Annotated in this window: 7 protein-coding genes; 1 reads left to right on the top strand and 6 read right to left on the bottom strand. The window is 68.6% G+C overall.

Going from position 1 to position 8,952, the window contains the following annotated elements; genetic code table 11:
- From AC069I_RS32625 to AC069I_RS32605, 5 genes are all read right to left on the bottom strand, one after another.
- Positions 1-1,167: alpha-hydroxy acid oxidase (locus tag AC069I_RS32625; RefSeq protein ID WP_478267129.1), on the bottom strand; the 1,167-nt coding region annotated here is incomplete at its 3' end.
- A complete protein-coding gene (gene hppD / locus AC069I_RS32620) occupies positions 1,164-2,225 on the bottom strand; it encodes a 4-hydroxyphenylpyruvate dioxygenase (RefSeq protein ID WP_478229845.1) in 1,062 nt (353 codons plus the stop codon). The genes hppD and AC069I_RS32625, both read right to left, overlap by 4 nt.
- A gap of 102 nt (positions 2,226-2,327) precedes the next feature.
- On the bottom strand, positions 2,328-3,518 hold the full coding sequence (locus AC069I_RS32615) for a cytochrome P450 (RefSeq protein WP_478267128.1): 1,191 nt from the start codon (positions 3,516-3,518) through the stop codon (positions 2,328-2,330).
- Positions 3,519-3,532: 14 nt separating this feature from the next.
- On the bottom strand, positions 3,533-5,269 hold the full coding sequence (locus AC069I_RS32610) for an amino acid adenylation domain-containing protein (protein WP_478229843.1): 1,737 nt from the start codon (positions 5,267-5,269) through the stop codon (positions 3,533-3,535).
- Positions 5,266-6,096, bottom strand: a complete 831-nt coding sequence (locus tag AC069I_RS32605) for an alpha/beta fold hydrolase (protein WP_478229842.1) — start codon at positions 6,094-6,096, stop codon at positions 5,266-5,268. The genes AC069I_RS32610 and AC069I_RS32605 overlap by 4 nt, the downstream gene beginning before the upstream one ends.
- Before the next feature lie 171 nt (positions 6,097-6,267).
- On the opposite strand from AC069I_RS32605, the gene AC069I_RS32600 reads away from it, so the two are divergent.
- Positions 6,268-7,554 carry an aminotransferase-like domain-containing protein gene (locus AC069I_RS32600; protein ID WP_478229841.1) on the top strand — a complete coding sequence of 429 codons (1,287 nt, stop codon included), beginning with the start codon at positions 6,268-6,270 and terminating at the stop codon, positions 7,552-7,554.
- Positions 7,555-7,884: 330 nt separating this feature from the next.
- Here AC069I_RS32600 and AC069I_RS32595 read toward each other — a convergent pair whose 3' ends face one another.
- Entirely contained in the window at positions 7,885-8,925 is a 1,041-nt protein-coding gene (locus tag AC069I_RS32595) for a methyltransferase (protein WP_340684957.1), read from the bottom strand.
- Between the last annotated feature and the right edge of the window lie 27 nt (positions 8,926-8,952).

The following is an 8,952-nucleotide window of genomic DNA, read 5'->3' as shown; positions in this document are numbered from 1 at the left end:
ACACCCGGTGGGGGGCGGAAAAGGGGAAAGGGGGCCCCCCCTTTTTGGGGGGGGGTGGGGGGGGGGGGTTGGGGGAAAACCCCAACCCCCCCCCCACGACCCGCTGTACCGAGTGCTCAACCGCCGGACCGCGGCCACCGAATCGCAGCCGGCCAGGCCCATCGCGTTCCGGAGTTCGACGGCGAGCAGGTCGAGCACCTGCCGGGCGCCCTCCTGGCCGTCCGCGGCCAGCCCCCACATGAACGGCCGTCCGATCAGGACACCGGACGCGCCGAGCGCGATCGCCTTGAGCACGTCCCCACCGGTCCGGATCCCGCCGTCCAGCAGCACTTCGCAGCCACCGGAGACCGCGTCCGCGATCTCGCCCAGCATCGCGATCCCCGGTACGGCGCCGTCCAACTGACGGCCTCCGTGGTTGGACACCACGATCCCGGCGGCACCCGCGTCGACGGCCCGCACGGCGTCCTCGACCGCGAGGATCCCCTTGAGCACCAGCGGAAGGTCCGTGTGCGCACGAACGGCCTCGACGGAGTCCCAAGTGGCCGGGGCGAACTCGCGCGCGGTGTGGTCGGCGACGGCCGAAAGCCCTTCGGTACGGCGATGCGCGGCCGCACCGGCGTCGAAGTTGGCCGCCGTCACCGATTCCGGCAACGCGAAGCCGTTCCGCATGTCCCGCAGCCGCCGTCCCATCCACGGCACGTCGACGGTGAACACGATCGCCTCGCAGCCGGCGTCCTCCGCGCGGCGCACGAGTTCCAGTGACCGCTTTTCGTCGCGCAGCCAGTAAAGCTGGAACCACGGCCGTCCACCGACGGCCGCGACCTCCTCCAGCGGCACGCTGCTGAGCGTGCAGATGGTGTACGGCACGCCGGCGTCCCGCGCCGCCCGCGCCGCCGCGAGTTCGCCTTCGGGATGGAACAACCGCTGGTACGCGACCGGCGCGACCGCCACGGGGAGCGCGGCGCGTCGGCCGAGAACCTCGGCCTCGGTGGTGCCGCCGGAGAGCTCGCGCAGCATCCGGGGGATCACGAAGATCCGCTCCAGCGCGGTGCGATTGGCCTCCAGCGAGGACTCGGCCCCGCTGCCCCCGGCGAGGAAATCCCAGATCTCGCCGGGGAGGACCGCCCGGGCGGCACGTTCGAGGTCGTCCAGGCAGAGGTGGGTCATCGCTGGGCGGGGCCGAGCTTGCTCTGCCCGGTGCGCTCCAGCTCCACGGCTTCGTACAGGGCCTTGATGTTGGAGCTGCCGAACGTGCCCGCGCCCTGGCGTTCGATGATCTCGAAGAAGATCGTCTTGCGCGGGTGGGTGGAGGCGGTGAAGATCTGGAACAGCTGGCCGCCGTGGTCCTCGTCGGCGAGCAGCTTCGTCTCGCGCAGGTCGTCCAGCGAGTGCGTCTCCAGCTCGATCCGCTCGCCGAGCAGGTCGTAGTAGGCGTCCGGGGTCTTCAGGAACTCCACGCCACGCGCGGAAAGCTCCTTGACCGCGCGGACCGCGTCGGGGCTGGTGAACGCGATGTGCTGGACGCCGGAGCCGTGGTGCTCCTTGATGAAGTCGTCGATCTGGCCGGGGTCGGCGGTCTTGTCGGGCTCGATCAGGGTGAGGGTGACCGCACCCGACGTGCTCTGCACGACGGTGGAGTTCATCGCCTGGGCACCGACCACGATGTGCTCTTCGAAGATCTGCTTGAAGCCGAGGGCGCGCTCGTAGAACGCCACCGTGGCAGCGAGGTCCCCGGCGTTCAGGCAGACCGCGAAGTGGTCGATCTCGTTCAGGTCCACGCCGCCCTTGCCACGGAAGGCTTCCGGCGATTCCTCGGTGTCGTCGCTCTGGATCAGGGTGTGCACCACATCGCCGAAACCGCTGACGGTGGCCGTGACGACCGAGTCCGCGCGCTTCTCCGGCTCGCGGATGGGCTGCGCGCCCGCCTTCACCGCGGTCTCGAAGGCCGCCGCCACGTCGGGAGTGCGCAGCGCGATGTCCGCCACGCCTTCACCGTGGGTCTGCAGGTAGGTCGCCCCCGGGTGCCGGTCGGACAGCGGCTCGGTGAGGACCAGCGCGATCGCGGCGTGCCGCAGCGTCACGCTCCGGTGGTCCTCCGACCGATCCGTGGCGGCGACGGAGAAGTCGTACTTGTCCATCCAGCCGGACGCGGCGGCCTCGAGGTCGGCCACGTACATTTCCACATAGTCGATCTCGAAATTCTGCGTGCTTTCGTGAGAAGACAAGACATTCCTCCGTGGAATAGATGTGATCCTCAGGAACAGGATGGCGCGAAGCCAAATCCGCATCAATGGTGTCCGCTTGACAGTTCAGTCCAAATAGGACTGTCAGTGTCCGGTGAACCGCACCGGGAGTTCCCGGTAGCCCTGCACGACGACCGCCCGCAACCAGGACGGCTCCTTCGTCAGCTCCACTCGCGACACTCGCTCGGCCACCTCCCGCAGCACGACCGCCAGCTCGATCCGCGCGAGCGCGGACCCGAGGCAGTGGTGCATACCGTGCCCGAAAGCGATGTGCCGATTGGGTTTCCTCCCCGGCCGGAACGTGTCGGGGTCGTCGAACACGGCGGGATCCCGGTTCGCCGCGGGCAACCACGCCACCACCGGCGTACCCGGTCCGAGGTCACGGCCGTTGATGGTGACCTCCCCGGTCGTCACGCGCAGGACGTGCATCGCGGGCGAAGACCAGCGCAAGACCTCGTCCACGACGGTGTCGACGTCCACGTCCCCGCCCCGCACCTGCGCCAGGAGCCCCGGCACGGTGGCGAAAGCGTGTACCGCGCCGGTGATCGCGTGCCGCGTCGTCTCGTTGCCGCCGATCAACACGTTGTCGCAGTTGAGCAAGACGTCGTCGATCGACAGCTCGTCGTCGGAAAGCAGTGTGCTGACGAGGTCTTCACCGGGGCTCGCGCGGCGCGCGGAGATCAGCTCGTCGAAATAGACGAGGATCTCGGTATGCGCCTGACGCGGGGTCATCCCGTCGAACAGCTCGTCCTCGCCGCCGAACGCGTGGTTGGTCAGGTCGATGAGCATGTCCTGATCCTCGGCGGGCACACCGAGGATTTCGCAGACGACGGCGGCGGGGATCCGCGGGCCGATCGCCGCGGCCACGTCGCACACGTCGCCGTCGAGCACCCGGTCCAGGACGCCGGTCACCTCGGCCCGCACCCGCTCCGAGAGCTTGCGCGCCGCCGCCCTCGAAAGCAGCGGCCCGACCAGCTTGCGCAATTTCCGGTGCTGATCCTGTTCGGAGACCACCATCATCTGGCCACCCGAGTTGTCGGGGTGGTCGCGGTCGAAGCCGATCATCATCCCGTATTCGGAGGTGAACGGGGCCGACGGCCCGAGCACCGCGGCGCACGCCCTATGCGAGAACACGGACCAGAACCCGCCGGGTGAGCTGCCCGGCTCGCTCCACACCATCGCGTCTTCCGCCGCGTATTCACGCCACCGGTCGTGCCGCTCCAAAGTCGTGTAGAGGTCGGGATTTCCGAGGTCGACGGCTGTCGTCGTCTGCATGAATGGTCTCCAGGTCAGGTGTGTGCGCCGTCGAGCACCTTGGCCAGCCGGGCCACCGTCGGAGCGTCGAAGAACGCCTGCACCCTCAGCCGGATCTTCAGGCGTTCCCGGATCCGGCTCACGAGCCGGGTCGCGAGCAGCGAGTGGCCGCCGATCTCGAAGAAGCTGTCGTCCACGCCGACACTGCTGACGCCGAGCACTTCGGCGAACAGCTCGACCAGGATGATCTCCGTCGGGGTGAGCGGTTCCCGTCCCGCCGCCGCGCGCCCGGCGTGCTCCTCTTCGGGAGTGGGCAGGGCGACCCGGTCGATCTTGCCGTTGGGCGAGACCGGCAGGCTCGGCAAGCCGACGATCACGTCGGGCACGAGATATCCGGGCAGTTGCGCGCGAAGCGGCGTCAGGAGCCGCTCGGCGGGGACGCGCTCGCCACCGGCGCCGACCACATAGGCGACGAGCCTGTTCTCGTGCTCGGTCACCACCGCCTGGGCCACCCCGTCCACCGCCAGCAGCGCGGCCTCGACCTCGCCCGGTTCGATCCGGTGGCCACGCACCTTCACCTGGTCGTCGACCCGGCCGACGAAGACGTACTGGCCGTCCGGACGCGTGCGGACCCGGTCTCCGGTGCGGTACATGCGCCCGCCCGGGTCACCGAAGGGATCCGGCAGGAACCGTTCCGCGGTCGCGGCCGCTCTTCGGAGGTAACCGCGGGCCAGGCCGGGGCCCACCGCGTACAGCTCGCCGACGTCGCCGTCCTCGACCGGCCGCAGCCGATCGTCCAGGACGTAGGTGCGGACACCGGTGATCGGCCTGCCGATCGGCGGCGTCTCCTCACCGGTCAACGGCTCGCTCGCGGTGACCGCGACCGTGGTCTCGGTGGGGCCGTAGGCGTTGATCATCACGCGGTCCACCGCCCAGCGTTTCGCGACCGGGGCCGGGCACGCCTCGCCGGCGACCAGGAGGGTCAGCCCGGCGGGCAGGCCGCCCGACTCCTCCAGCGGCGCCAGCGCGGACGGCGGCAACGTGACATGGGTGATGCGCTGGTCGCGCACCAGCCGGGAAAGCGGCTCGCCGGGGACCAGGTCCGGCGCGGAAGCCAGCACCAGGCAGCCACCCGCCTGCCAGATCGGCCAGAACTCGGCGACCGCGGCGTCGAAACTGGGCGAGGCGAAGGCCAGCAACCTGCTCTCGGGCCCCAGTTCCTGACGGCGCACGTAGTCGTCGGCCAGGTTCGGGATCCCGCGGTGCGTGACCAGCACACCCTTCGGCCGCCCCGTCGAACCGGAGGTGTAGATGACGTACGCCGGGTGGTCCGGGCGCAACGGGCCGAGGCGGTCCTGGTCGTCCAGGTTCGGCTCGGACGGTCCGGGTTCCCGTTCCACGCTCAGGACGACTGGGGCGCCGGCCACGTCCTGCCCCGGCAGGCACAGCAGGCAGTGCGCCGCCGCGTCGTCCAGCATCTGCCGCTTGCGCTCCTCCGGATAGTCCGGGTCGACCGGCACGTACGCGGCGCCGGCCTTGTGCACGGCCAGGATCGCGATGACGAACTCGATCGACCTCGGCATCGCCAGCGCGACGAGCCGCTCCGGACCGACACCGTGCGCGACGAGCCGCCGGGCGAGCCGGTTGGCCTCCCCGTTCAGCTCGGCGTAGGTGAGGGTGGTGGTGTCCATCGCCACCGCCTGCCGATCCGGCAGCACGGCCGCGGTCGCCTCGAACAGATCGGGTGTCGTGGCCGCCGAAAGGACGGTCATACGGTCTCTCCCAGTGTCTCGCGCGATCCGGCGCGGAGGAACCGGATCAGCTCGCGGTTCACCGCTTCCGGGTTCTCCAGGTAACCGAAATGCCCGCACTCGGGAATCGTGCGGTACGTCGCGCCGGGGATCGCGGAGGCCAGCTCCAGTCCGCCGGCCGGGGGCGCCACGAGATCGTGCTCGAACGAGATGACGTGACAGGGCACCTTGATCGCCTTGTAGGCGTCGAGGCGGTCCGGCAGCGCGCTCACCAACAGCTGCGCCCGGACGCCGGGCCCCCAAGCACTCGACGCCGCGAACAGGTCGAGCCAGTCGGCCGCGACGTCGTCGTCGGCGAGGGTCGCGGGGCCCAGGTTGTGCATGGCACGGACGGCGGCGAGGAAACCCGGCGGCAACTCGATGCCCTGCTCGATCAGCTTCGCCTCGCCCTCGGCGAGCTCCCGCTGGACGAGACTGCTCTTGCCACAGGCGGCCATCAACACGACCGAATCCAGCAGTTCCGGTTGGGCGAGCGCGAGTTCCTGCGCGATGTACGAGCCCATCGACGTCCCGATCACCCGGCAGGGCACCGCGTCGAGGTACTCGATCAGGGAGGCCACGTCGTCGACGAGGTCCGCGATCGTGAATCCGCCCGCGCCGTCGTCGCTCGGCGGGATCCCGCGGTTGTCCATGGTGATCACCCGGAAACCGGCGGCACGGAGCGCGGGAACCTGATGCAGGTCCCACACCGAACTCGGCGCACCGGTGCCGGTCAGCAAAAGGACCGGCGGGCCGTCACCACAGTCGTTGTAGGACAACCGGATCCCGTTCTCGGTTGTCATCAGCATGATGCTCCTTGAGGGAAAATGACTGCTGCGCCGCGATGAGATGGTGGGACGCGGATACGACCGTACCTTCGGGGATCGAGTGTCTGGAGGATTCGGCGATGGACATTCTCCGGAAATGGCGTCCACGGCCCGTTCTTGACACCTCAACGGCGTATGGAAATCCTAGTATTCATGGATTCAAACGGTCTGTCCACTCACTTGAACGTGGAAACGCTGCATGGATCGCTCACCGATCCGGCCATCTCGTCGATGAATCTGCTCAACGAACTGATCGACGAATACCCTGTGGCCATTTCCATGGCGGCAGGACGGCCGTACGAAGAGTTCTTCGACATCCGGCTCATTCATGAGTACATCGACGCCTATTGCGCGCATCTGCGCGAAGATCGAAAACTGGACGAGGCGGGGGTGACCCGCACGCTCTTCCAATACGGCACCACCAAGGGCGTCATCGCCGATCTCATCGCCAGGAACATCGCCGAAGACGAGAACATCGACGCCGCCCCGGAATCCGTCGTCGTCACCGTCGGCGCGCAGGAGGCCATGTTCCTGGTCCTGCGCACCCTGCGGGCGGGCGACCGGGACGTGCTGCTCGCCCCCGCCCCCACCTACGTCGGGCTGACCGGGGCCGCGCTGCTCACCGACACCCCCGTGTGGCCGGTGCGCTCGACCGAGAACGGCATCGACCCGGACGACCTCGTCCTCCAACTGAAGCGCGCCGACGAGCAGGGCAAGCGGGTGCGGGCCTGCTACGTCACCCCCAACTTCGCCAATCCCACCGGCACCAGCATGGATCTGCCTTCGCGCCACCGTCTCCTCGACGTCGCCGAGCAGAACGGGATCCTGCTCCTGGAGGACAACGCGTACGGGCTGTTCGGCTCCGAGCGGCTGCCGTCGCTGAAATCCCTCGACCGGTCGGGCTCCGTGGTCTACATCGGCTCCTTCGCCAAGACCGGCATGCCCGGCGCCCGCGTCGGCTTCGCGGTGGCGGATCAGCGGATGGCCGACGGCGGCCTGTACGCCGACCAGCTTTCGAAGCTCAAGGGCATGCTCACGGTGAACACCTCGCCGATCGCCCAAGCCGTGATCGCCGGGAAACTGCTGCTCAACGACTTCAGCCTCACCAAGGCCAACGCGCGGGAAATCGCCATCTACCAGCGCAATCTGCAGCTGACGCTGGGCGAACTCGACCGCAGGCTCGGATCGTGCGCCGGCGTCAGCTGGAACACCCCGACCGGAGGATTCTTCGTCACCGTCACGGTCCCGTTCGTCGTCGACGACGAACTGCTGGAAATCGCCGCTCGCGACCACGGCGTGCTGTTCACCCCGATGCACCACTTCTACGGCGGCAAGGGCGGTTTCCACCAGCTCCGGCTTTCGATCAGCCTGCTCACTCCGGAACTGATCGAAGAAGGCGTCGCGCGGCTCGCTGCGCTCATCGGGCCGCGGCTTCCCTGAGGTCGCGCTGATAGGTGAAGGCCCCCATCCCTCGGTTCGGGATGGGGGCCTTTCTTGCTTTTCGGGGAGGCAGCGGGTGTTGCGACCGGCCTTCACGTACTTCGAAATGAGCTGCCATGGCGCGCAGGGGACGTAACTCGCGTGATTGAGCACGTAACTCGCGTGATTGAGCACGTGACTCGCGTGATTGGAGGCGGCCCGTCTCTGATCACGCGAGTTACGCCTCTAATCACGCGAGTTACGCCTCTGATCACGCAAGTTACGTCCCTGGGCCCCGATCGGGGGCCAGGTTGCGTGTCCCTGTTTCCCCACACCGCCGCCCTTACCCGGTCACGGCTTAGTACCGGTCACCAGCGCGTGCTCGAACGGCAGCTCCACCGAGCGGACGTCGACGCAACCCACCGACTTGAGCCACGCCGAGGCCTCGGCCTGCGGCCAGGCCATCCCGCGTCCGGTGGCGAGGATGTTGAGGTACAAAGAAAGCCGCGCGGAAAGCGGCCCGCCGGTCTCGTCGTCCGCGGCCGCGAAGCCGTAGATCGAGATCTTCCCGCCGGACGGCAGCACCTCGTAGGCCTTGGCCAGCAGCATGACGGACTGCTCGGCCGTGAAGGTGTCGAGCACATGACTGAACAGGGCGTGGTCGGGGCCGTCGGGGAACGCGTCGGTCAGCAGGTCGGCCGGGTGCAGGGTGAGCCTGTCGGTGACCTCGGCGGGCACGCGCTGTTCGGCCAGCTCCACGCTGCTCGGCAGGTCGAGCAGCGTGGCCTTGAGGCCGGGGTTGGCCTTCAGCAGGGCCGCCGCCGTGGTGCCGTCGCCGCCGCCGACGTCGAGCAGGTGCCGCGACGACTTCACGTCGATGTGCTCCAGCAGCCCCGGCATCGTCTGCAGCGAGAACGCCGACATCGCCGTGTAGAAGATCCGCGCCTTCTCCGGGTCGTTGCCGAGCCGCGCGTACAGCGTGTCCCCCGGGCCGTCGAGGGCGTCGAGGGCCTCGTTGGTGCCGGCGCGCAGCGCGGAGGTCATCCGGGCGAACGCCGGGTAGTAGATGGTCTTCCAGCTGAGCAGGATGTGCTGCCAGCTCTCCGGTCCGCTCGTGGCGAGCAGTTCGGTCGCGACCGGGTGGTTCACATAGTCGACGCCCCGCTTCTCGATCAGGCCCGTGGTGGTCAGGGCGAGCATCAGCACCCGGAGCTTGTGCGGCTCCAGCCCGGTGAACTCACCGAGTGCCGCCGCGTCGGCGCCGCCGCGCTCTTCCAGGAAGTCGAAGATGTCCAGCTCGATACCGGACACCACCGCGTTGAACAGGGCGGGACCGTTGGCGATCAGCTGAAAACGACGGTGAACCTCGGTGGAGTCGAGCGATTCCTGCATCGGCAGATTTCCTTTCCGGCCGGCGGA

It is taken from the genome of Amycolatopsis sp. NPDC043885 (genome assembly GCF_056435685.1).
The sequence above is the reverse complement of the archived record's forward strand: the minus strand, read 5'-3'. Positions and strand labels throughout refer to the sequence as shown.

What these genes read in the sequence shown, in the direction of transcription:
- AC069I_RS32615 (WP_478267128.1), bottom strand. Translation starts at nt 3,518, where the DNA reads ATGCAGACGACGACAGCCGTCGACCTCGGAAATCCCGACCTCTACACG.
- AC069I_RS32610 (WP_478229843.1), bottom strand. Translation starts at nt 5,269, where the DNA reads ATGACCGTCCTTTCGGCGGCCACGACACCCGATCTGTTCGAGGCGACC.
- AC069I_RS32605 (WP_478229842.1), bottom strand. Translation starts at nt 6,096, where the DNA reads ATGCTGATGACAACCGAGAACGGGATCCGGTTGTCCTACAACGACTGT.
- AC069I_RS32595 (WP_340684957.1), bottom strand. Translation starts at nt 8,925, where the DNA reads ATGCAGGAATCGCTCGACTCCACCGAGGTTCACCGTCGTTTTCAGCTG.
- AC069I_RS32600 (WP_478229841.1), top strand. Translation starts at nt 6,268, where the DNA reads ATGGATTCAAACGGTCTGTCCACTCACTTGAACGTGGAAACGCTGCAT.